This is a genomic window from Kribbella steppae, from assembly GCF_004342025.1.
GTDB classification, from domain to species: domain Bacteria; phylum Actinomycetota; class Actinomycetes; order Propionibacteriales; family Kribbellaceae; genus Kribbella; species Kribbella steppae.
The window spans coordinates 1-19,765 of the sequence record NZ_SLWN01000003.1 but is presented as its reverse complement, the minus strand read 5'-3'; the positions used below and the strand labels follow the sequence as shown (position 1 = coordinate 19,765).

The 19,765-nt window shown below is 66.0% G+C and carries 20 protein-coding genes; 5 read left to right on the top strand and 15 right to left on the bottom strand.

Annotated features, from left to right (window positions below; genetic code table 11):
- Positions 1–34 precede the first annotated feature (34 nt).
- The 9 genes from EV652_RS08715 to EV652_RS08675 form a co-directional block, all read right to left on the bottom strand.
- Positions 35–1,630 (bottom strand): DUF2637 domain-containing protein, encoded by a 1,596-nt coding sequence (locus EV652_RS08715; RefSeq protein ID WP_132208530.1) that lies wholly within the window; start codon positions 1,628–1,630, stop codon positions 35–37.
- Positions 1,627–2,343, bottom strand: coding sequence for a hypothetical protein (locus tag EV652_RS08710; protein ID WP_132208529.1), 717 nt, complete (start codon positions 2,341–2,343; stop codon positions 1,627–1,629). The genes EV652_RS08715 and EV652_RS08710 overlap by 4 nt, the downstream gene beginning before the upstream one ends.
- Positions 2,340–2,573, bottom strand: a complete 234-nt coding sequence (locus tag EV652_RS08705) for a hypothetical protein (protein WP_132208528.1) — start codon at positions 2,571–2,573, stop codon at positions 2,340–2,342. The genes EV652_RS08710 and EV652_RS08705 overlap by 4 nt, the downstream gene beginning before the upstream one ends.
- The gene (locus EV652_RS44525; protein ID WP_199238083.1) at positions 2,570–3,208 is read right to left on the bottom strand and encodes an RRQRL motif-containing zinc-binding protein; all 639 of its coding nucleotides are present in this window, start codon (positions 3,206–3,208) and stop codon (positions 2,570–2,572) included. Before EV652_RS44525 ends, EV652_RS08705 begins: the two co-directional genes overlap by 4 nt.
- 11 nt (positions 3,209–3,219) lie before the next feature.
- Positions 3,220–3,561, bottom strand: coding sequence for a hypothetical protein (locus EV652_RS08695; protein ID WP_132208527.1), 342 nt, complete (start codon positions 3,559–3,561; stop codon positions 3,220–3,222).
- On the bottom strand, positions 3,558–5,894 hold the full coding sequence (locus tag EV652_RS08690) for a type IV secretory system conjugative DNA transfer family protein (RefSeq protein ID WP_158441119.1): 2,337 nt from the start codon (positions 5,892–5,894) through the stop codon (positions 3,558–3,560). The genes EV652_RS08695 and EV652_RS08690 overlap by 4 nt, the downstream gene beginning before the upstream one ends.
- Before the next feature lie 32 nt (positions 5,895–5,926).
- Positions 5,927–6,442: a Pycsar system effector family protein gene (locus EV652_RS08685; protein WP_132208525.1), complete on the bottom strand. Its 516-nt coding sequence runs from the start codon at positions 6,440–6,442 to the stop codon at positions 5,927–5,929.
- Positions 6,439–6,864, bottom strand: coding sequence for a hypothetical protein (locus EV652_RS08680; protein WP_132208524.1), 426 nt, complete (start codon positions 6,862–6,864; stop codon positions 6,439–6,441). Before EV652_RS08680 ends, EV652_RS08685 begins: the two co-directional genes overlap by 4 nt.
- Positions 6,865–6,977: 113 nt before the next feature.
- The gene (locus EV652_RS08675) at positions 6,978–7,226 is read right to left on the bottom strand and encodes a helix-turn-helix domain-containing protein (RefSeq protein WP_132208523.1); all 249 of its coding nucleotides are present in this window, start codon (positions 7,224–7,226) and stop codon (positions 6,978–6,980) included.
- A gap of 116 nt (positions 7,227–7,342) precedes the next feature.
- Here EV652_RS08675 and EV652_RS08670 point away from each other — a divergent pair, with 116 nt between their 5' ends.
- The 5 genes from EV652_RS08670 to EV652_RS08650 all read left to right on the top strand — a co-directional run bounded on the left by EV652_RS08670 (position 7,343) and on the right by EV652_RS08650 (position 11,206).
- Positions 7,343–7,690 carry a GntR family transcriptional regulator gene (locus tag EV652_RS08670; RefSeq protein ID WP_132208522.1) on the top strand — a complete coding sequence of 116 codons (348 nt, stop codon included), beginning with the start codon at positions 7,343–7,345 and terminating at the stop codon, positions 7,688–7,690.
- A 156-nt stretch (positions 7,691–7,846) separates the two neighbouring features.
- Complete coding sequence (locus EV652_RS08665; protein WP_242001653.1) at positions 7,847–8,935, top strand: helix-turn-helix domain-containing protein; 1,089 nt, start codon at positions 7,847–7,849, stop codon at positions 8,933–8,935.
- Positions 8,936–8,952: 17 nt separating this feature from the next.
- Complete coding sequence (locus EV652_RS08660) at positions 8,953–9,522, top strand: HD domain-containing protein (protein ID WP_132208520.1); 570 nt, start codon at positions 8,953–8,955, stop codon at positions 9,520–9,522.
- Positions 9,523–10,033: 511 nt separating this feature from the next.
- Complete coding sequence (locus EV652_RS08655) at positions 10,034–10,861, top strand: alpha/beta hydrolase (protein ID WP_132208519.1); 828 nt, start codon at positions 10,034–10,036, stop codon at positions 10,859–10,861.
- 156 nt (positions 10,862–11,017) lie between these two features.
- Positions 11,018–11,206 (top strand): hypothetical protein, encoded by a 189-nt coding sequence (locus tag EV652_RS08650; protein WP_132208518.1) that lies wholly within the window; start codon positions 11,018–11,020, stop codon positions 11,204–11,206.
- Between the two features lie 550 nt (positions 11,207–11,756).
- On the opposite strand, the gene EV652_RS08645 is transcribed toward EV652_RS08650, so the two are convergent.
- From EV652_RS08645 to EV652_RS08620, 6 genes are all read right to left on the bottom strand, one after another.
- The gene (locus EV652_RS08645) at positions 11,757–12,731 is read right to left on the bottom strand and encodes an NYN domain-containing protein (protein WP_132208517.1); all 975 of its coding nucleotides are present in this window, start codon (positions 12,729–12,731) and stop codon (positions 11,757–11,759) included.
- Positions 12,732–12,914: 183 nt separating this feature from the next.
- Positions 12,915–13,742 (bottom strand): DUF5995 family protein, encoded by an 828-nt coding sequence (locus EV652_RS08640; RefSeq protein WP_132208516.1) that lies wholly within the window; start codon positions 13,740–13,742, stop codon positions 12,915–12,917.
- The gene (locus EV652_RS08635) at positions 13,739–14,293 is read right to left on the bottom strand and encodes a hypothetical protein (RefSeq protein WP_132208515.1); all 555 of its coding nucleotides are present in this window, start codon (positions 14,291–14,293) and stop codon (positions 13,739–13,741) included. The genes EV652_RS08640 and EV652_RS08635 overlap by 4 nt, the downstream gene beginning before the upstream one ends.
- Positions 14,294–15,081: 788 nt before the next feature.
- Positions 15,082–16,182 (bottom strand): IS110 family RNA-guided transposase, encoded by a 1,101-nt coding sequence (locus EV652_RS08630; RefSeq protein WP_132209139.1) that lies wholly within the window; start codon positions 16,180–16,182, stop codon positions 15,082–15,084.
- Between the two features lie 440 nt (positions 16,183–16,622).
- On the bottom strand, positions 16,623–18,017 hold the full coding sequence (locus EV652_RS08625; RefSeq protein ID WP_132208514.1) for a hypothetical protein: 1,395 nt from the start codon (positions 18,015–18,017) through the stop codon (positions 16,623–16,625).
- A gap of 181 nt (positions 18,018–18,198) precedes the next feature.
- Positions 18,199–19,575 (bottom strand): FHA domain-containing protein, encoded by a 1,377-nt coding sequence (locus tag EV652_RS08620; RefSeq protein WP_132208513.1) that lies wholly within the window; start codon positions 19,573–19,575, stop codon positions 18,199–18,201.
- Positions 19,576–19,765: the final 190 nt, after the last annotated feature.

The following is a 19,765-nucleotide window of genomic DNA, read 5'->3' as shown; positions in this document are numbered from 1 at the left end:
GATCTGTGGATCGGGTGCCGCTGGGTGGTGTGCTTCATCGGTTGCTGCTCGTTTCGAGTTCGCGGGCTTCTTCTGGTGTCGTGTTGTGCTGTTCCGGGGTTTGGTCGTTGCCGTTGGCATCGGGTCCGGTCGTGTCGTCGTGGTCGTTGACGACGGGTGCGCCGGAAGCAACGCCGTCGGCGGGCTCGACCCACCCGGCGAGCTCGGCGAGCCGCCGGGCCTTCGGGAACCCGACACCCGTCTCGCGGGTGATCTGGCGCTGGGTGAGCGCCTTGCCGCCGTGCTTGGTGCGCGACAGCTCCAGCAACTCAGCCACGTAGCTCTCGTCGGACCGCTTGCCTCGACCGCCCGCACCGCTCTGTGCAGACTCGGCGACAGGTGCACTGATCACCGATGCACCGGCCTGCTCCGGTGAGGTCGAGTGCTGCACCGGAGCAGGTGCACCGGAGCGGGGTGCGGGCTGCACTGGCGTGGGTGCACTGGTGCGGCTGTCGTGGTGCGGTGCGTGTGCACCGTTCCGGGCCTGGAGCGGTGCACTGGTGGGGGTGCTCTGCTCGTCGACGGTGCGGGTGAGGCTCTGCTGGTGGAGCGCTCCGAACACGTACCCGACGGCCCACGCAGGCAGAAGCTCGGGCTCGGCGTTCTCGCCCGGCTCGTCGTCTGCCGAGTCGACCGGAGTCGGGTCGATCTGGTCGCGGTGTGCGGCGAGCAGGTACAGGACCAGCCAGGCCGGAAACTCGGCCCGCGACTGCTGGTCGTCGACGGCCAGACCGAGGGCCGCGGAATCGACGATCGCCAGCAGCTCCCCTGCGGTCATCCGGCCCGTGGTCGGCAGCAGCGCGGCGAGTTCGCCTGCGGTCAGGAGGCCGTCGCGGATCGTCTGCAACGCCGCCGACCGCGCGGCGCGTGCCGAGTCGAGCGGGAAGCCGCGGCGGCTCGGGCAGATCGTGTTCAGTCGCGACGACATGCGGACGACCTGCTGGACCAGCGCCCGGGCCTGGACCGGGTCGGTCGCGCCCGTGCGGGACAGGTGCAACCAGACCCGCGTCGTGATGACCGGTGAGGTGAACCAGGTCAGCGCCGACAGCTTCGCCCGGGCCGGCTGCGACAGCTTCAGGTGCAGCCGCAGCATGTGCGCGAGCATCTCGACTAGCACCGCGTAGGCCAGCGGCGCGAGTGCGTGCGCGATCGCCTTGTCTGCCTGGCCGTTGGCGGCGTCGATGTTCAAGCTGACGGTGCCGCCGATGAACACGTTGGTCGTGAGCAGCGCGCCCGGGATCCGCCATCCGCGGGTCAACGCGGCCAGCCGCAGCGCGGTGCAGGCGATCACCATGCCGTCGGCGACCAGCGGAACCAGCGCGCTGTCGAACTTCTCCGAGACGGCGCGGAACGACTGCACACCGCCGATTCCGGCGACGGTGAACGCCACCAGGATCGCTAGCACGATCAGCACCTGGCGACCTGTCCAGTTACCTCGGGCAACAGCACGTGTCGCGCGGTGGATCATCAGCGCCAAGCCGGCAACCGCAGCGACCGTCATCAGCCCCGTCGCGAGAACGACCGCGCTCTGGGGCGCGGTGAGGCTCTCGCCGCGGGTCAGGGCGTCGAGCAGGTTGGTGAAGGTGTTCATCGGTAGCCTCCGTCCTGGTCCGGCACGGCGGCCAGGCCGCCGCGGCGACCGGCCTGGATCTGCTCCCGCGTGGGCTCCGGGCCGTTGTTGTCGCGGTCCGCGGCCCACCACTTGACGAACCCGTCAAGGTCGTCGATCAGCGGCACGACGGCCGCGGTCTCCCCCGCGTGGTCGCGGTGGGTCGGCAGGTCGCAGCCGCCCGCGTAGATGCCGACCCGTCGCATGACGCCGGGGCGTTGCCGGTCGTGCCAGTCCCCGACCAGCCGCAGCGACGCGTCCGGGCCGTAGAACGCAGAGGTCCACGCGTCCATGAGCCACAGCAGCTCCTCGACGATGTCGGGATGCCACAGCCAGCACGGCGGCAGCGTCTCGCGCGCGTCGCCGTAGCGCAGATAGACGGTCTGCAGCCACGGCACCAGCTCGCTCAGCACCGTCTCGGCAGCGGCCTCGTCCTCGGGCAGCCGCAGCCACGACCGGACTGGCTCCACGTCGGCGGTCTTCTGGCCGCCGGAGTGGCCGGTGACCTGCATGACGGTCTCGCCGAGCTCGGTCACCACGCCGGCCAGCCGGGTCACCTCGGCCTTGGCCGCGGTCTGCTGCATCCCGCCCTTGAGCGCCTGGACATCGCGCGACAGCTGGTCGACGGTACGGGCCAGCGCCGCAACCGCCTTCTTCGCGGTCTGCTCAGGGTCGCCGTGATCGGTGTGCTTCACTCCTGGTCCTCCTCTGCGCCGTCGCCCTGGCCGTCGTCGATCTCGTCACCTTCCTCGGCGTAGGCGTAGAGATGGTCCTCCAGTGCGGCTGGGTCGACGGCGATCCAGCCGGTCGCGCTGCCGTCCTGGTCGTAGGCGGGGACTGCGTCCAGGCCGTACCGGTCGGCGAGTTCCTGGCAGTTCCACCGCGCCCGCAGTTCGTTGCCTGCGGCCCCAAAGTTCGTCGTCATGCCGCACCTGCCTCCATCGCGCCGAAGCGATCCGCTCCGGTGTGGTCGTCGTCGCCGGAGCCGTGCTCGGCGTGGTCGTCGGGGTGCCAGCGGGCCAATTGCTCGTCCCGCGTGGCGTCGTCTGTTGCTTGCTCGGTGTGCCGGGTCTGCGCCGCGGCGCGGGCGGCGGCCTCGGCGGCGCGGTCGACCGCCGGGGCCACGTCGTCGCTCGCGTCGGTGTCGCTCTGCCACTCGTGCAGGACCCGCCATGTCGCGGCCTCGTCGCCGGGGGGTGTGACTCCGGCCTCGTGGCAGTCGCCGCACAGCTGGTCGGTCGTGCGCACGAAGTGGTCGACCGGCCCGCACTCGGCGCACAGCTTCCGTGCCGCGAGCGCCTTGCCGACCGCCGTCAACTGGGCGTCCGTTGCGGTGCGCTTCGGCTTGGCGTGTGCGTCGACGTACAGCCAGGCGAAACGGCGGTCGCGTTTCCACACCAGCCGCGCGAAGGGTTCCTGCCCGCCTCGGCACAGGCCGCGGTCCCGCAGCTGGCGCCGGGTCGACAGCCCCGGCGGCGCCATCCCGAAACCGAACTCCGGTACGCCGTCGCGGACCCGTCCGGGCCAGCGGCGGCCGTCCCACAGCTCTACCCATTCCACGCCAGGGCCCGTCATGAGACGGCCCCGGTGAGGTACCAGACCGGCTTGCCGGTCCGGGTCGCGTAGTCGATCTCGCGGCGGGTCGACTCCCCGACGTACCCGCCGGGATTGACGACGTAGACGTACGACGCGAGGTCGATCTTGGCCAGGTGCAGTCGATCGAGCCGTGCCTTGTCCTGGTCGGTGACTTCGTCGCCGTCGTGGGCGAAGACACCGGGCGCCAGCACGATGTATCCCGCCAGCGTCAGCTCGCGGTTCACGCGGGCGATGTCGGCGCGGAAGCGGGTCGATCCGCAGATGGTCACGACCGTGCCGGTCAACGGTTGGATGTTGGTTGCTGCTGGCCACTTCATCGGCGTACCTCCCGGTCCACCGGGCGGTCTGTGCGCGCAGCCAGCGCGGCGCGGGCCTTGCACATGGCGTTGTTGAGGCGCAGCCGGGCCACGAACTCGCGGACCGGGTCGGCCGCTTCCAGCCGAGCGAGCACGCCCGAGGGACGCCGCAGCGCGGCGCCGCGGGTCGGTCGCCGGCGGGTCGGCGCGGGCTCGATGACCTCGCCGCCGGCGGCGACCTGGGCGTCACCGGTCAACGGGGCGAGCATCCACCCGAACTGCTCGACCATCCACGCGCCGAGCCTGTCTTCGACCGCTGTCGAGGTCCGCGTCACGGCCAGCATCGGGCGCCGCTGACCGACCCAGTGCGCGAACCTGGCTACCCGGGCGTGGGCGTGCTCGGCCTTGCGGGCGAGCCGCTCGGTGCGCACGTCCCACCGCTGGTAGAACATGCGCGCCTTCACGATCGCGGGCGGCATTCCGTTGCCGATGACCAGCATCTGCCTCGACCGCAGTTGCGAGACTTGGCCCGGGGTGAGCACCTGCGTCTTGCGGGTGCTCTCCGAACGCGAACCGGTCCCCCGGTCCTTCGTGATCGCGGGTTCTTCGCGCTCGCCGGCTAGCGTTGCCCAGTACTGCAGATCCTCCGCGTCACCGGTCCCGCCGAAGACGATCTTCGTGCCGGTGTTGGTGAGCAAGGCACCGGTCGCGGCGTCGCCGAACCGTTCTCGCATCTGCGCCCGCGATTGGGCCACGATGTGCATGCAGATCCCGCGGCTGCCGAAGTCGCCCGACCACTGGTCCAGCGGGATCAGGCAGATCAGCGCGGCCTCGTCGAGCACCATCGACAGGAACGGGTCGAGCCGCCCGCCCGGCATCCCGGCCGCGATCGCCTTGGCCTGCCGAGCGATCTGGGCAGTCAGAGCGGTGACCAGCGGCGCGGTCTTCTTGTCCTCCGCGCCGATCAGGTAGACCGTGCCGGTCTGGTCGAGCAACTGCTGGACGTCGAACTGCTGCCCACCGGCCGCGGCCGAGGCGGCAGCGGTCGGAACCGACAGCCAGCTCAGCGCGGGCATGATCGTCGTGCTGATGCTGGACTGCGTGTTGGGGTTGTTGCGGAAGAACTGCTTGGCTTCCTGATGCATGCCGGCGGCCGCAGGGCCGGCGTCCTTCAGCTCGTACAACACCGCGCGCTCCGCGGCCTCCGACGGGTGCGCGACCCACTGCTGCACGTCGTACATCGAGTACGCGCCGAGCGCGGCGGCGTGTAGCAGGGACTGAAGGGTCTGCTTGGCGAACCCGTCCCACCGCTCGCCCTGCCCGTCGTTCTTCGACCGGCCGATGCCGTCGATCAGGTCCGCGGCGCGGTCCATCGCGACCGCTGCGTTCTCGCAACCGACCAGCGGGTTGAACCGCACGTAGGTGACGCCGTCGGCCTCCAGCTGGTCTGCCTGCTTCGAGGCGGGCCGGATGACCTCGGAAGGGTCGAACACCCACACAGGTCCCCGCCGCGACCGGCGACGGTACGTCAGTGCGAGTACGTCGAGCTTGGTCGACGTGGTGATCAGAGCACCGGGCGCGTCCAGCGCCCAGTTCATGATCAGCTGGGTCTTGCCCTTGCGCGGGCCACCGAAGGTGATCGTGTGGTCCTCCGCGGACGACCACACGCCGATGAGCCCGACCCGGGCGATCTTGACGCCCAGCTGGGTCAACGCGACGTTGCGGCGCTTCCATCGCGACACCGCCGCCAGGCTCGGCCGGACCTGTGGGGCCTTCTTCCGCAGCACTCGCGCCGACGACCCGCACCATACGTCCCACATCGACGCCAGGCCATCGGTCTCGCGACCGGCCCGGCCAAGCCGTCGCAGCAAACCCCGCGAACTCGAGCGCGACATCACCACCTGGGCCACCGTGACCGTGCAGATCAGAGCGCCGGCCGCGACCAGCAGCCACCAATACCTGTGCGCGCCGACCTGCTCCGGCAGAGCCCGCAGCAAGAGCCCGGCATAGAGCGACCACCCGGCGATCGTGAGGCCGCCGCCGATCGGGCGATTCACCGCGACCAGGCACACCGACGCACCCGCCAGCAAACCCGCGGCGATCAGCCACCGGCCCGCGTCACCCGGCGCACCAGTCGCAGACGCGACTGCACCGGCCAGTCCAAGCCACAGCGGCAGCGCGAGCAGCAGACCGGGACCGACCCGCCAGAACAGCAGCGCCGAGGTCGCGACCCCGACGCCGCCAGTGGCCGCCAGCCACGTACCCACCTGGACGGCCAGTGGCGCTTGGGCGCCGAAGGCCAGCGCCAAACCGGCCGCCGTCACGACCACCGACACCGCCGCGAACCTCGGCATGACAACACCCTCACGAGCAGTCGGCCGCCGGTTCATCGCGAACCACCACCCAGAACCACCGCAACGACCGCCAGAACAGCGCCGGCCCCAGCGGCCGTGAACGACACCCGCACCAGCCGGTGCTTGGCCCACGCGATCTCCGACAGCCGCTTGGCCTGGTGGCTGATCGCCTCCCACGGCTCCGCGACCGTCTCGCCGTAGTTCTTCGGAGCCAGATGCTTGCGCAGCTGGTCAATCGACCGCAGCCGCACGGCACCGAAGTACAAGAACTCCCCCGGCACCAGCGTGTCGCCCGGGGCATGCAAGCGAGGAGTGACAACCAGCATCGCAGCGGTCAACGCGACTGCGAGCACCACCAACGACAAGCCGAACAGCACGCGCACCGCGAGCGGCGCGCCGTGCGCCTGCGACAGCAGGTTCAGAACCACCGCCGCCGCAGCAGTCTCCACCGTCGCGGCAAAACCGGCCTTCGTGTCGGCCCGGTCAACCGCCGCAGCGGCCGAGTCGTGCATCCGCCATGCAAGGTCAAGCTCCGTGCCGCTGCTCATCGCGCACCTCCGGCGCCGTACTCGCGGGCGGTGTCCGCCGCGGTCCGGTGACCGAGCCGCCCGGTGCTGGCGTGCGCATTCAAGGTCTCGTCACGATCAGTTCCGTACGGGGTTGGCCTCACCACACACCGCACCCACACCAGACCGATCCTCCGCGACGCGACGTAGGCACCATCGGCGGCCAGGGCCGGGGTCACACCCAGGGCCGTGGCGGTCGCTTCAACCTCTCGCATGCCCTCGGAGAAGCGCTCACCGCCAGGAATCATCAGCGCGTTGACCGTTGGCAGCGGCAACTCGGGATGATCTGCCACGAACGCCGCGAACTCGAACAAGCTACGAATCAGCGCCGCGCGCTGCGGCGGCACCTGCAACGATCCAAGCCTCGGCACCCAGTCCGTGCCGGCGGGATCTGCGTCAGTCATGCTGTAGACCTCTCGAACTCGTACCTGAGTGATGGGAGAACCGGCCCTGTTCTGGTTGGCGCCCGTGCGGGGCCGGTCCGTAATCTCGTGCTGTTGCTGCGCGGCTCCGCGGTTCATCCCGCGACCTGCGCGGGCCGCCACTCGGCCGCATCGACAACTCCCCCACTGGCGATAGCCGCGGTGGCCATGTCGTCGAGGGCCTGGCTCGGGATGAACAACCTGCGGCCGACTCGGACCGCCGGGAACGAGTTCGCCTGGATCACCCGGTAGAGGGTCATCTCGGACAGCCCGAGCACCTCGGCGGCTGCAGCCACGCTGAGGAACTTCCTGATGGCCTCACTGGGCTTCGTGACTTCACTCACTGCGGCTCTCCTTATCAAGAGTTAACTAGGTTGACCTAGGTTAACCTAGGTCACTTGGGCGTGCAAGACTTCGCCTGTAGACCGATCTAGTTATCTAGGTCGACTACCGTTGAGATATGACGGTGGACATCAACGACCCCAGACCGCCCTACGTGCAGGTTGCTGACGGGCTCCGTGCGGCGATCCGGTCTGGCGACCTTGCCCCCGGGGTCAGACTCCCCTCGGGCCGCGAGCTAGCCAGCGAGTGGGGTGTGGCGCTCATGACCTTGCAGAAGGCCGTTGATCTGCTGCGGGACGAAGGCCTCGTGTATTCACAGCAGGGACGGGGCGTCTTCGTGGCTGCCGCCGGGACGGAGCGGCCGGCAGACGAACTGATCGCCTTACGCGAGACCGTAGAGAACCTCGAACGCCGGCTCGCGGTTGTCGAGGAACGTCTGCAAACCAACGACAACCACCGCGGATGACACTCGCACCCCCTCTTGTTGCTCTCTGCTTCCATACGAACTAGTGAATACTGGTGGTGACCAGCGAGGAACTGACTGCTAGTGCGGGTTCAACCGTCCGCCAGCACAATCGGGGAGGCAGCTGACGCGGTGGTGAGAGCGCGAACTCTGACTGGGGTGCAGGGTTTCCCAGAAGGCCCGGAGAGCGGGGCGGTTGCAGGCTTTCTACTGAAGCTGCTCCGGGGCTCGCTCGGCTTAACTCAGGTCGAGCTGGCTGAACAGCTGGTCGTTGACGACAGCACCATTCAAGGTTGGGAGAGCGGGCGCAGGCCGCTCTGCGCGTTGAAGGGCTCCGATCTGCTTCGCCTTGGACGCGCCCTCGCCTCGCTTGGCGCACCAGTGGGGGCTGTCTCGCAGTTGCCCCTGGCGGTCGAGGCTGACGAGTTTCTCACCACCTGCATAAATGCGGGCGGGACACTGATGTCGGTGCGAGATAACCCGCTCGGCCACGCCGTCCACCGCCGGGACTTCGTCGCCTTCGCAACTTGGCCCTTCACGGGTGTGGTGCCATCGGTTGTCCGCGACCTTCCCTTGCCGAAGTCGCGCGGACCTGTCGCAGACCGTCCTCAGCTAACCTCGGTCCAACAACGGTCGTTCTTCGACCAGATGTTGGTTGCTGCCGAGGCAGCCGATGACCGCACCCAACTGATCCGCCGGCAGGCCACTTACATGCTGGGCTTCGACAACCGGCCTTCCTCAGCCACATGGCTCGCAGACCAGCACGGACGCATCGCGATCCGAGCAGTAGACCTCCGCGACGTCCCGGGCGGCATCGCGACACGATCCGCTAGCTTGGCCCTGGCTCGACAGGGAGACCCGGAACCAATCCGTCACTTCATCCAGGGAACGCTCACGGAGAACAAGCAACTCCTTGGCACGCTCACGTACTGGGCGTACTGGCTGGGTGAGATTCCCGAGACATACCCCGACGACCAGGCGATGCTGACCGCTGGGTCCGACCTCTGGTCAGGCCGCCGATTGATCGAACACCTGACAGGCCACCTCACCGATCCGAAGAACGCCGAGATGAACATCCACAGCCTGCTGGGCCTCGTCATGGCTCGCCGCGACCTCCTCGAGTCCAGCGCGACCCTCCGCGATCGCATGTTCGAGGTCATCGAGCAGGCCGACACCCCGGCCCTCAGCCGCCACGCTCGGACGGAACTGGCAAACTTACGGTTCGCGGCTCAGTTGGCCGGCCGCTAGCAAGGAAGGGCGATCATATGACCGAGTCGTACGACCAGGACGCGACAGGAACCGCAGCGTTCGCCTACGAGATGGGCGTACTCAAACGGCTTCGGCGTTCGGGTTGGTGGCACGCCGGCATCCGCGACCCCGAGTCGGTCGCCGAACACAGCCTCCGCGTAGCCCAACTCGCTGCTCTTATCGCCGCGGAGGAAGGAGGCGATCCCGCCCGCGCGGCTTATCTCGGGCTGTGGCACGACTCCCAGGAGACCCGCATCGGCGACATCCCCCACAGCGCAAAGCCATACGTGACTGCCCGGCCGAACGAGGCGATCACGGCCGATCAAGTCGCTGGTCTGCCAAGCCGTTCGGCCCAATCGGTCATTGAGGCCGTGGCCGAATACGAGGCCCAGGGAACGATCGAAGCGATCTGCGCGAAGGACGCCGACAAGCTGGAGTGCCTGATCCAAGCCGTGGAATACGGCGATGTCGGCGCGAGGAAGATCCAAGACTGGATTGACTCGTCCCGTGCGGCACTCAAGACCGAGTTCGCTATGCGTGTTGCCGACGCGGCCCTCAGGACCTCGACTCTGGCGTGGCGGGAGTAGTCGTTCCTCCGTTCCTGCGTGTTCGCTGAGCGCCCATCGCTCGTTGGATGGTCGCTCGCGGCCGACGATGTCGGGCAACCGATGCCTGCCCTGACAGCGCCGCCCGGTTTGATCACGTCAATCGCAAATTGAAGGGCCCGCCGCTCCTCCCCGGGTTTGCCAGTCTGGCGGTTGACGACGATCACCGCTAAGGATGGCTCGCCCCGCGCGATGCACTCTGCAGAGACACGGCGTAGAACTCCGTTGACGTGATGCGGTAGCGGAACGTCGTCGGGAAGGTCTAAAGCCATAGCGAGTTCGCCATAAGTCAGCGTCGTACGACGCATCGCCGCCGTGATGAGTGCGCCTCGCGCCGTCACCGCGTACCGCTCATAATCCATTCTTCGCCCTTGGCTGGCGGATCCGACGAGCCGAGGGTCACCTCTCTGGGCCGCGACTTGATCCCTGCGGAGTCTTGCGACCGCTGCCCGAGGGTTCGACGATGGCTGCATCCCCCATCAGAAGGAGCATCATGAGCGAGCAGACGAGCAATGCCTTGCCGATCGTGCTGATCCACGGGCTTTGGATGACTGCCCGAAGCTGGGACCGCTGGGTGGAGTACTACCGGGCGAAGGGACATGAAGTCATCGCGCCGTCGTACCCCGGATTCGAGATCGAGGTGGAGGCCTTGCGTGAAAAGCCCGAGATCATCGCCGAGGCTTCCGTGACCGAAACGCTCGACCATCTCAGCGAGGTGGTCGAGCGCCTGGAACGTCCGCCGATCATCATGGGCCACTCGTTCGGCGGGACCTTCACCCAACTCCTGGTCAACCGCGGCATCGGCGCGGCCGCCGTGGTGATCGACTCGGCGCCACCCGAGGGCGTGCGGGTGAACCCGCCGTCCCAGATCAAGTCCCTGTTCCCGGTCCTCAAGAACCCGGCCAACCGGCACCGCGCGGTGGGCTTCACCAAGGAGCAGTTCCACTATGCCTTTGCCAACACGGTTAGCCGGGAGGAATCCGACGCGGCATACGACCTTCTCCACATCCCGGCGCCCGGCAGTTGGGTGTGGGCGTACGGCCTGATAGCCAACTGGAAGCCGGGTCACCAGGAGACCTGGGTCGACTACGACCTGGACGACCGTGCTCCGCTGCTGTTCATCATTGGCGGCCAAGACCACTTGATGCCGCCCTCGGTGATCCGTTCGAACGCGAAGAAGTACCGCAATTCCGAGGCGCTGACTGAGACCTACGAGTTTCCGGACCGCTCGCACTTCACCGGTGTCGAGCCTGGCTGGGAGCAAGTGGCCGACTACGCGCTCGAGTGGGCGACGAGCCATGCGCGAGAGCGGCAGGGCTGACCAATGCGCAGACAGGTGGCGTCGCCACAGCTGGACGCCAGGATGACTGCGATGAGTCGGCCGCCGAGGTCGACTCCACACGGCTTCCCGTTGAGATCGCCGAGGAGTCGAATGGTAGGTGGGCGATCACGTCCAAGACTCTGAAAGCGAGGAGCCATGGCGATTCACACGAAAGCCGAGGCGCTTGCGATCATTCGCCGCGCCTACGGACCCGACCTTGCCGATTCGATCGCAGGACAGCTGCCAGATCAGATCGACCCTGACAACGAGGCGGACGCTGACCTGCTCTTCCGCCTCGGCGTGACCCGAGAGGGTCTCGTCGATGCACTCGGCGGCGAACTCTGAAGGCCGGCCGAGCCTTAGCGCCAGGCCGGCACGAAACCATGCCCCGCGCGAGCCACCAACTAGAAGTCTGAGGTGGTTGGAACGACACCAAGCCGAGGGCAACCAGACAGGCTTGCTACTTCGAAAGAGCGCAGGCACAAAGACGCGAAGACCAACATCATCTTCGACTCGGCGGTCGGCTCACCCCATCCGCCGCCTCAGTCGCATGGAAACCTGTGCTGAACCCAGGACATAGCGGCGGCTATCGGCACCGTGCTGAGCTGCCCACGTCGGTGGGAGAGTACTCGCCAGGTGCCGATGACGTGGGGCCAGTCGTGGGGCCAACTGGAGTCAAATAGTGTTGGCAAAGGGGTCAGATCGGGTCAGGCTACGAACTCCCGGAGCCTGAAGTCGACCGCTGTGGCAACGGCCGTCGGGCTTTTAATCCGCAGGTCAGGCCTTCGAGCGGTCGGATGTTCGATCGCAGGGGGTAGCGACCGTGGGTGTGGCCGCCTTCGTGTGGCGGCGAGGCGTCGCTGGCCTAGATCGTTGGTCCGGTTTGCGTCATCCGCTACCGCTCGGCCAGCGTCGGATTGAGCCGTACGAGCCGTGCGGTGGTTGTCTCGTCGAGTTCGGCGACGGCTTCCCGTGACCTCACGAAGTCCGAGAACGATCGGTAGCCGAGTGCCCTCTCGCTGAAGGACGGGTCCATGCGCTTCATCTGACTCTTCACCGCGGAGCTGTGCAGCCAGTCTGCGTCGTCTTTCTCGTGTCCCAGGCGCAGCGCCCGTTCGAGGAGACTCGTTGCCAACTGCTGGGGGTCTTCGGAGTCGGGATCGGCCTCGTTGGGCACCGCGGCGCCCGGGCGCCTGGTACGTCGCGAGCCGGGTTGGGAGGAGGTCCCGGCCCGCCCGTCGGGTTCGGCCTTGGGGGTTTCCGGTTGTTCGGTCGCCGACTGGGCGGTGTCGATGGGTATGACACCGGGCAACGCATCGTAGGTCACGAGCTCGTCGCAGGCTGCGGCGAGCGATCTGCTGGTCGATCCGGCCACCCCCACGCCCACGACGTAGCGGCCAAGGCGTCGACAGCGTTGGGCCAAGGCGATGTAGTCGGAGTCTCCGGCCACGATCACGACATGGGTCAGGTCCGGGAGGCGGAACATGTCTTCTACCGCGTCTACGGCCAGTCTGATGTCGGCACCGTTCTTGGCGTAGGCGGCGGCGGGAAACAGTTGCACCAGGTCCACTGCGCGGCTGACCAGTTGCCCGCGGTAGTCGGCGTTGACGGGGTCTGACCAGTCCGCGTAGGCGCGCGTGAGGACGAGCGTGCCGAACGATGAGGCGAAGTCGATGACTGCGCCGATGTCGACCGTGGCGCGCCTGAGCTTGTCTGCGATGTCGGGCTCGGCCGACGTCTCCGCCCGGTCGAACGCCCGCACCTTGTCACGCTGGAACTGGCTACGACCATGCACCTGGTCGTAGCGCGAGATCACGATATTGTCGAAGTCGATGTAGACGGCAACGCGGGTCACGCCGGGTTCGGCCATGATTCCCTTTCTCGATGGGATGTGCTCCCGACGCCATTCTGCCCAAGAACGCGAGGCACGCCTCCATCCCACCGCCCCACCGCTAGATACCACACCTCGCCTCCAGGGCCGAAGGCGACGATCCTGCCCGGCTGCGATCGCTCCCGGGCCGAGGCCTTCGCCCATCGGCGCTTCTGGTACCGGTCACTTGAGAGGACGTGATGGCCACTGCCGCCTCTCCGGAATCAGGAGACGGGCCATGCGTAGCGCCATGCGAAGCTTCCAGTCGTCTGGCTCGCGCAGCTGCTTAATGAGCGCACCTGTGCTTCTCTTGATTGACTCCTCTGCGGCCGCGCGGGCCAGCGGGTCAGTGAGCCGTTCAAAGTTGTACCACGCCATTCCACGTGACAACCGGATCCCATAGTTGCTGAACAACTCGTCCTGACCGGTGAACAACAGGTCCAGATCTGCCAATGCCCATGAATACCGAGATGCGAGGTCATCTTGTATTCCGTCTATCGCTGTCCCGAGTACGTCGTTCATTCGATGGAAGTCCGCGATGTGCACGCTCACGTCCATGCGATCGGCCATGTGTAGCAGGGCAATCGGAAGGTCATACGAGATGTGCGCCATCATCGCAAACAGCGCATCTTCAAGAACGTATGAACGACTACCCCTTGAGGCTACATACACTTCGCGCCACGGCTCAGGGACGACCTCGGGCAGGTCGTTAGGCACCACCTTCGACTGTCGGCTGTCTCCACTGGACGCGACCCAACGATCGATCGCGTCCATCGTTGAGAAGTACTCCGCCGCCAAGGATGTGGCGAGGTCTGCTACCCATGGCGGATCGAGGAAGGCTGGTTCTCCCTCTGCGAGGGCCAGTTCTAGCTTCTTCGTCAGTAGTAGATACTCGTAGGCGAAGACGGCTTCTGGATAGTGGGCCTGCTCGTACCTGGCGAGATAGTCAACGAGTCTCTCTCGTATCAGCGCGACCCTCTCCGCAGCGGACTGATTCTGGAGACTCGTCACGTACTGTCGCCCCCCACACGCTGCGCGACCTCCTTTGCTCTCGCCCAGTCACAAACCAAGTCACCCTTGAGAGTCTTCCTGTCCGAACCGACGTGATACGTCGCCGTCCATTCGTCGCCCAGCAATGGCATGAAGTAGATCGACGCCATTCCTCCATCGCGAATCTCCGCCTGATAGACGAAGGTACGTGTCATGAATCGAGGCAGCGGACCGAACTGTTCCGCTGCCTCGACTGTGACTCCGACGCCGTCACCGGACAGCAGGTAACGCTCCCGAAGCAGGTACAGCGGGAAGCCGAGCTTAGAGATCTTTACGGTATTCTCTGCGACACCGAACTCACCCTCCGTTGGCTGCGGGAGGATGGTGGAATCGAGACGAGCCGCGCCACCGATCCGCTGGGTGACATGCATTGCTAACACAAGCAGTTGATGCTTGAGTCCGACACGACTCTGTGTGAGGCGTCGCCAGGACGTTACGTGGAACGTAAAGTTCCCCCGCCACACGCCGGCGCCCACTTCAAAGTAGTAAACATGACTCGCGAGTACGGTCATCGCAAAACTCACCCCCGCGAAAGCGCAGCTAGGTCAGGTGCGATCGGGCCGCGACTCCCGCATTACTTGAGGGTCCGCCCAAGCTGCAGAGAGTGTCAAGGGCAAGACGCCGCCGGTGAAGAACGGTGCCCATTTGCGAGACTCAGGTCGCGATCGGCATCAAGACGGGCAATCATCCATGGCCCAATACATCGATGGTCCAGCAGCGACATCGACGCAGTGTCCGTGGCCCACGCCTGTTGCGATGTGGGCTTCACGCAAAGACTGCCCGGGCCGTGCTGACGGACTCGACAGCGCTCTGCAATCTCGGGACCAACCGGCCCCGCACTGCCGGCTTGAGGAGCTGCGAACAACGCCGGCGACCGAGCCACCCTGTGGCGCACAGACGAGTCGCCTCGGTGGGAGCCTGCGACACCGGACCGGTCGACAAGGTGCGCAGCACACCCGGGATTCGATCGCTGCAGCCAAGTAGCCCGCTGTACGACGTACGCCGATGCGAGGTTGTCTCTCATCGGTGCACGTCAGCACTGGCCACCCTGGGGCGGCCAGTGCTAGGCCTTGGTTGGCCAATAGGTCGCTGACTCCCGCGAGCGTCGACCAGCTGTTCCTCGCCGGCCGTTTCGCCTTCGACATCGGACCACACCGCCATCGCGTGCCATGGTTCGTGCCATGAAATCGCGTCTAAGAGAGTGGACAGAGCCGGTTAGAGCGGCCGAGTCCTGTACTCCTGCAGCCTGAAGTCAACCGGAGTGACAACTGGCGTGGATGCCCCTATGTTCGTCAAGTGGTCATGGCGCCGCTTGAGCCGCGTGTTCGACAGCAGGAGCTGGCCGCAGGAGCGGGTAGACCTCGCGGGCGACGTACCGCTTGAGGCAGCGGATGATTTCGCGGCGGGTCCTGCCTTCGGTGAGGCGGCGTTCGAGGTAGGTGCGGGTGGGGGCGTGCCAGCGCAGCCGGGTCAGCACGATGCGATACAGCGCGGCGTTGGCCTGCCGGTCGCCGCCGTAGTTGAGGCGCATGCGCTGGGTGTTCCCCGAGGACGCCTCGACCGGACTGGCACCACACAGGGCGGCGAAGGACGCCTCGCTGCCGAGCCGGTCGGGGTTATCGCCGGCGGTAATCAACAAGGCGGCGGCGTTGTCCGGGCCGATGCCCACCCGCTGGAGCAGTTGCGGCCTGTGTGCGTTGATGACGGTGGTCAATCGGTGGTTCAGTTCGCGGATCTCCTCGGCCAACCGGTGGATGCGCTCGGCCAGCAGCGCCAGGGTGTAGCGGGCGACGCCCGCAGTATCGGCACAGTGATCGCGATCGGCCGGGGCCAGTTCCGCGCAGCGGCGGATCAAGATCGGGGTGCTCAGCCCGGCCAGCGAGTCCCGCAGCCCGGCGTCGGCCGACACCAGCACGGCCTTGAGTTGATTGATCGCCTGCGTGCGGGACTTAACCGCGGAATCCTTGGCCAGCTTGAGCATCCGGGTCATCTCCGCCGGCCCATCGCAGGTCTTCGCGGTCGCAGTGGCGCGACCGGAAATCACTGCCTGCGCCGCGGCTTGGGCGTCGATGGTGTCGGTCTTGCCCCGTCGACGGCGGGTTGCCTTGTCAGGCTGGTTGACCTCCACCACCTCGACACCCTCGCCGAGCAGGTAGCGGGTCAGCCCGGCACCGTAAGAGCCGGTGCATTCCACCCCGGCTCGGTGCACCAGGCCAAGGCCGCGCGCCCAGGCCAGCAGACTCCGATACCCGGCCGTGGTGGTGGGGAAAGCCTTGCATTCGATCACCCCGCCCAGCACCGTCACCACGGCGGCGACATGCGTGTCCTTGTGGGTATCCACTCCGAGCACCACCTCCTCGGCGCAGGTGTCGGATTGGTCGGTCGCTACCGCCTGAGGCATGCTGGTCACGGCTGTCGGACTCCTGTTCGGTACGGGCACACGATGGCCAACACCGGGCCGGCAGGGGCGGTCAAAGCTGTGATGGCGCCTTGTTCACGGCAAGGCCCCTATTGGGACACGCCCCGCCGGACCGGTGACGGCAAGCACTGCCCCGCACCACAGCCGACAGATCCAAGCCAGGACACTGCGCTCTGCTCTCATACGGGTCAAACCGCGATCCGGGACAGCACGCCATGATCCTCACAGCTCTCATAATCCCTGGGCCGCGGGTTCGAGTCCCGCCTCCCTACAGGAAGAACATGCAGGTCAGCGCGCTGGTCACAGGTCATGTTGCCGGCCGTCGGCGGCGTGCCGGGCGGCCGACCTCCTCGGTGGAACAGCGTTGCGCGGGAGCCGTTGCCGTGGGCGACCGTGGTCCTCGATGCTGCGGACTCGCAGGCTCAATCCGCGTCGGCACCGGCCGGTGAGTCGCCGCTCATATCGGCACCAGCTTCGGTCCCCGGGAGCGCATCCGAAGGGCTTTGATTGAACGACTCTGACATCTCGGGCGACCCTTCCGACGGATCAAAGCCCATCGGCCCCACAGGACTTCCCATCGCATCGGGCGCCCCTCCCGACGGATCAAAGCCCATCGGCCCCACAGGACTTCCCATCGCATCGGGCGCCCCTCCCGACGGATCAAAGCCCATCGGGACGCCTTCCGAGCCTTGCACACCCGGTTGCGCCTCGCCGGGTGTGCCTGCAGTCTCAACGAGATTGAACTCCCGATTCGCCTCTACCTCAAGGTTCAGCTCGTTCTGGCGAACCTCCTCTGCCACGTCGAAGCGTTGTGGTGCACGGTCTTGTGAACCAGCGGGGGTGGGAGACGGGTCTGGAGGAGTGTCGGTGGGTGCGGTCGGTTCGGGCGTGGATGGTCCGAAGAATTCTGCGTCTGTGACCCATGTCGGGGTACTCACCAGGGCGGGGGCGGGGATGCTGTCCTCGGGTGCCTCGCTCTCCTCTCGGGATGCGCGTAGTTCCTTAGCGGCTTCGTTGAAAGTGTCCTCACCCAACTCACGCAGAGCCTTGACCACGTCCGCGAGAACCTTGACCGCATCAACGTCGTGCCGATCGAGCGGTGCGCGTCCTTCAGGCTTGGCGCCGAACCAGTTCTTGCCCCATGCCTCGATGGAATCCTCACCCAACTTCTGCATGCCTTCCCGAAACAGCGCGCCTGCGACCGCGGCAGCGATGTCTTTTCCGCTGTTCAGCGCCTTTCCCAGCGAAAAGAAGTCCTGCGGCTCCACTAAGGGGGACTCAAGTCCAAGAGGTAGCTTGGGCACGAACCGGCCGGCAAGGTCATCGACCCCTTTTTCGAGCGCCTCAGGAGTTGAGAACATCTCGCCAGTCCGCAAGTTGACACCGCCGAACCAGAACGTCACAGTTTGCGGAACGCCGTAGATGGGCGCCTCTTGTGAAGGGGGACTGGCGGGCTGATCCGTAACCTGCGGCAGGAGGGATGTTTGCTCACGAAGTTCCTCCAGTTCGTGCGGAGAGGGGAGCAGAGGCACTGCCGGTGAGGGCGGCGGGACGTCACCATCCAGCCGCCCGGGAGCGAGGGGGATAAGCGTGGCCCTACCTTCAAAGTGATAGAGGGCCTCATCGCGTCCATACCCGATCTCGTGCTCGACCGATTTGATTCCTACCACAACCTTCGCGCCTGGTGGGGCCTTCTCCTGCGCCACTTCGGTCACAATCTCGGCGAGCACTCCAGCGATTACGTCGGCGCGCGCAGCCTCGGCTACGGGATCGCTCGCCGGTCCTAGCTCCGAAGCAAGATCGTTGTTCTCAAGCACCGGCCCACGCCTCCTACTAAATGATGCCATTGATGATGGGGTTGCCGCGAATCAGGAACGTCAAGTTCAGAGGAGTTTGACGGACGAGCAACGGCTCGGGACCCGACGCAAGCCCGGTCACCCTCTCTGTTTGAGCGCGCGTCCTTGCCGTTCCGAGGGATCCGGTTCTGAGAGCGGTGGTTCATTGGATGATGCCCTTGATGATGGGATTTCCACGGAGAAGAAAGGTGAGGTTCAGCAGCCTTTGATGCAGCTCTACCAGATCTTTACCTTCCGCGATTCCGGTGACCTTCACAATTCGGTCATTCTTTCGTCCGCGCCGGGACTCGTCCGACTGGTCCAGCGAAAGCGTAAATTCAAGCGTTCCGTCGCCCGTGAGCCTGTTAACGAGCGTGCGGTCCAGATTCACGTTAAGGACTCGCCAGAGGTCAACGTTATCGAGACGTCTGTGAAGGATGCCGCGCTCGATCTGGAGACGGCCTTGTGCGATACGCACACGCGTTGTCTTTACCAATGCGTAGCAACCTAAAGCGACGGCCGCCATGACAAATAGGGCTACGACGAATAGCCCGCCTGCCGAACCGCTGGAATCTTCTAGACCGCTGGAGTGTCCCCCACCGTTATAGGGGTCAGCGAGCACGAAGGCAGCGAGGATGCCCCCTAGCGCGGCAACGCAGCCGATTTGGACGAAGTATCTGCCGACATACGCTGCGAATCTCGGACTGACCTCGTCCTCCAGCTCAGATATTAGTTCCACCGTCTGCCGTGAGATCAGGCTCGGGTCCTGTTTCAGGAGACTAAGGACCCCGGGCTCGATGGGATCGATGCTGATTTGTTCGGCAGGCGGAGGGCCAGACTGCACCGCAGCGGGTAGCCCGAGAGCCCGCAACCGGGACTGCGCGCCGGCATGCGATGCGTTCACCTCAATCGCGGACCGATACAGCTGCCGAGCCGCCTCGATGTCGCCCTGCCGTTCCGCGATCGCGCCAAGTTGGTAAAGCGCGTTGCTGTGGCGAGGGTGGATCGTGAGTGCCGATCTGAAGGAGTTCGCGGCGGCGGCCACGTCACCCTCGACCAATGCGACCATTCCTAGCCCGTAGTGGGCGCCGGCGGGATCGCCTGAGTCGCTGAGTGCCCGGCTGAACGCTTGCCTGCTCGCGACTGGCTGAGCGCCTTCAAGCAGCCGTTGCCCCTCCGCAAGCCAGTCGACGCCGTGAATCGTCCGCTGAGGCAACAGCGCCGTCAGATGGGTAGACCCGACTATTAGGGTGTCACCATCATTGAGGCGCACGCTTTGCCACACGCGCTTGTCATTTACGTAGGTTCCATTCGCAGAATCCAGATCTTCGACCTCGATGTGCCCATCACGGGTAGCTCGAACCTGCGCATGCCGGCGGGAGACCTCAGGATCGGCGCGCAAGAACGATACGCCGCCGGTCCTGCCGAGAATTAAAGGCTCCACGGGCACGGAAATGATCGTGCCCAGCGCGGGGCCCGAATCAACACACAGTGATGCCGATGTGATAGATCGAGTCGTGTCGTCGCCCTGCTGGTTCATGGGACCTCGCACCTGCACGGGACGCACACTTCAGCACCCCCAGTCCCGACTATAGATTCAGCGCTGGCAAATTGATACCTCCCGCAACTGGCTCCTAGTACGACAGCCGGACTTCGTGATGGTCGGCGTGGTGACGCGACGCGAAGCGGCCACCGCGTGATCATGCCGGGCTTGTGTGGAGTCCAGATGA

Bases quoted from the DNA above. Each gene is read 5' to 3' on its own strand.
- EV652_RS08715 (WP_132208530.1), bottom strand. From the start codon at position 1,630: ATGAACACCTTCACCAACCTGCTCGACGCCCTGACCCGCGGCGAGAGC.
- EV652_RS08705 (WP_132208528.1), bottom strand. From the start codon at position 2,573: ATGACGACGAACTTTGGGGCCGCAGGCAACGAACTGCGGGCGCGGTGG.
- EV652_RS08695 (WP_132208527.1), bottom strand. From the start codon at position 3,561: ATGAAGTGGCCAGCAGCAACCAACATCCAACCGTTGACCGGCACGGTC.
- EV652_RS08690 (WP_158441119.1), bottom strand. From the start codon at position 5,894: ATGCCGAGGTTCGCGGCGGTGTCGGTGGTCGTGACGGCGGCCGGTTTG.
- EV652_RS08685 (WP_132208525.1), bottom strand. From the start codon at position 6,442: ATGAGCAGCGGCACGGAGCTTGACCTTGCATGGCGGATGCACGACTCG.
- EV652_RS08680 (WP_132208524.1), bottom strand. From the start codon at position 6,864: ATGACTGACGCAGATCCCGCCGGCACGGACTGGGTGCCGAGGCTTGGA.
- EV652_RS08670 (WP_132208522.1), top strand. From the start codon at position 7,343: ATGACGGTGGACATCAACGACCCCAGACCGCCCTACGTGCAGGTTGCT.
- EV652_RS08660 (WP_132208520.1), top strand. From the start codon at position 8,953: ATGACCGAGTCGTACGACCAGGACGCGACAGGAACCGCAGCGTTCGCC.
- EV652_RS08655 (WP_132208519.1), top strand. From the start codon at position 10,034: ATGAGCGAGCAGACGAGCAATGCCTTGCCGATCGTGCTGATCCACGGG.
- EV652_RS08650 (WP_132208518.1), top strand. From the start codon at position 11,018: ATGGCGATTCACACGAAAGCCGAGGCGCTTGCGATCATTCGCCGCGCC.
- EV652_RS08645 (WP_132208517.1), bottom strand. From the start codon at position 12,731: ATGGCCGAACCCGGCGTGACCCGCGTTGCCGTCTACATCGACTTCGAC.
- EV652_RS08635 (WP_132208515.1), bottom strand. From the start codon at position 14,293: ATGACCGTACTCGCGAGTCATGTTTACTACTTTGAAGTGGGCGCCGGC.
- EV652_RS08630 (WP_132209139.1), bottom strand. From the start codon at position 16,182: ATGCCTCAGGCGGTAGCGACCGACCAATCCGACACCTGCGCCGAGGAG.
- EV652_RS08620 (WP_132208513.1), bottom strand. From the start codon at position 19,575: ATGAACCAGCAGGGCGACGACACGACTCGATCTATCACATCGGCATCA.